Source organism: Mesorhizobium sp. M7A.F.Ca.CA.002.09.1.1 (assembly GCF_003998555.1).
Taxonomy (GTDB): Bacteria; Pseudomonadota; Alphaproteobacteria; order Rhizobiales; family Rhizobiaceae; genus Mesorhizobium; species Mesorhizobium ciceri.
Genome location: NZ_RZRR01000973.1, coordinates 1 through 1,961, shown reverse-complemented (window position 1 = coordinate 1,961; position 1,961 = coordinate 1). Strand labels below are relative to the sequence as shown.

At 64.0% G+C, this 1,961-nt stretch carries 2 protein-coding genes; both read right to left on the bottom strand.

Annotated features, from left to right (window positions below):
• Positions 1–16 precede the first annotated feature (16 nt).
• Positions 17–895, bottom strand: a complete 879-nt coding sequence (locus EN994_RS29070) for an ABC transporter permease (RefSeq protein WP_013532454.1) — start codon at positions 893–895, stop codon at positions 17–19.
• Positions 896–908: 13 nt separating this feature from the next.
• The gene (locus EN994_RS29065; RefSeq protein ID WP_013532455.1) at positions 909–1,763 is read right to left on the bottom strand and encodes an ABC transporter ATP-binding protein; all 855 of its coding nucleotides are present in this window, start codon (positions 1,761–1,763) and stop codon (positions 909–911) included.
• Positions 1,764–1,961 lie beyond the last annotated feature (198 nt).

The window sequence follows — 1,961 nt, the reverse complement described above, 5'->3', positions numbered from 1 at the left end:
CCCCTGGTCTGACCGATCACGTTCCCTGCTCGTTGAACGGCGCCGGCCGCCACTTCACGACATAGTTCTCGAAGCGGGTGATGATGAACTCCACCACCAGCGCCATGACAGCCAGGATGATCATCGCGGCGAACACGCCATTGGCGTTGAAGGCGCCCTGCGCGGTCGAGATCAGCAGGCCCATGCCTTGCTTGGCGCCGAGGAACTCGCCGACCACCGCGCCGACCAGCGCGAAGCCGAAGCTGACATGCAGGCTGGCGAGGATCCAGCTCATCGCCGAAGGAATGATGACGGTGCGGGTGATCTGGAACGGCGAGGCGCCAAGGATCTGGGCATTGGCGATCATTGCCCTGTCGGCCTCGCGCACACCCTGGAAGGCGTTGGCGAAAACAACGAAGAACACCATCACCACGGCAAGCGCCACCTTGGACGCCATGCCGAGGCCGAGCGCGATGATGAACACCGAGCCGAGCACGACGCGCGGCACCGAATTGGCGATCTTGATGTAGATCGAAAAGACATCCGCCAACAGCCGATTGCGGCCGAGGATGATGCCGGCGGCGATGCCGCCAAGGGCACCGATGACAAAGCCGAGGAAGGTTTCCTCCAGCGTCACGTAGATCTGCAGCCAGAGTGGGCCTTGCGAGGTGCCTTCGGTGATCCACGACCAGATCTGCTGCCAGATGCCAGAAGGGCTGGCGAAGAAGAACGGGTCGATGATGTTGTAGTCGGCGCCGAGTTCCCACAGGCCAAGGAAGACGACCAGGATCGCCAGGCGCAAGGAGATGACAAGCGCGTGGCGGCGGCGCAGCCTTGCCCTCGCCCGGGCTTCGGCAACGGCGATGGAAGCATCGCGGACGGCGGCCTGGTTGGCGGTCGGAGAGATTGCGGTCATGCTGTTTCTCCTTTCAATGTCCGGTCTGCAAGGTCCGGCTCTGGCCGAGCTGCACTTCCTCGCGCAGATCGTTCCAGATCACCTTGGCGATCTCGACGAAGTTCGGGTCGTAGCGGATGTCGGCCATGACGCGGGGGCGCGGCAGGTCGATGCGGTAGACGCTCTTGACCGTGCCCGGCCCAGCGGTGAGCACATAGACCTTGTCGGCCAGCGCCACCGCCTCCTCTAGGTCGTGGGTGACGAAGACAACCGAGGATTTCTGCTCCGACCACAGATCCAGCAATTCGTCCTGCATGGCGGTGCGCGTCTGCATGTCGAGCGCGCTGAACGGCTCGTCCATCAAAAGGATCTTGGGCTGGTTGATGAAGGTCTGCGCCAGCGCGACGCGCTTGCGCATGCCGCCCGAAAGCTGGTGCGGATAGTGCTTCTCGAAGCGGCCGAGGCCGACGCGGGCGATCCAGTCGCGGGCGCGGTCGTAGGCCTGCGCCTTTGGCGTGCCGCGATAAAGTGGACCGGCGGCGACATTGTCGATGACACTGCGCCAGGGAAACAGCGCATCCGCCTGGAAGACAAAGCCGATGTCCCGGCTGATATCGGTGACCGGCGTGCCCATGACGCGGACATTGCCGGTCGTCGGCCGCAACAGGCCGGTGACCAGGTTGAGCGTCGTCGACTTGCCGCAGCCGGTCGGCCCGACGACGCAGGCGAACTCGCCGCGCGCCACGGTCATCGTGAAATCGCGGATCGCCGTCATCATGTGCCCGTCGGGCGTGACGAAACGCAAGGTCACATCATCGATGGCGATCGCGGCGTCGGCTTGTGGCGCGGCCTGAGACAGCTTCTCGGCCGCCATGGGTTGCACTTGCATGGCGCACTCCTGTCGCAATGGGGCAAGGGAGCCCGCGGCAGTGCCACGGATCTCCAGGTGTTCGGGAGGCCGCGCCGCTGCCTTCTTGATTCAAGCAGCCGGCGCAAGTCCTTGTTATTCAACGAGTGGTAGGCTGGCGCCGCTATTTGGCAGCGTCGACGAATTCGGTCGTGTAGGTCTTCGACAGGTCGATCTGCT

Bases quoted from the DNA above. Each gene is read 5' to 3' on its own strand.
- EN994_RS29065 (WP_013532455.1), bottom strand. From the start codon at position 1,763: ATGCAAGTGCAACCCATGGCGGCCGAGAAGCTGTCTCAGGCCGCGCCA.
- EN994_RS29070 (WP_013532454.1), bottom strand. From the start codon at position 895: ATGACCGCAATCTCTCCGACCGCCAACCAGGCCGCCGTCCGCGATGCT.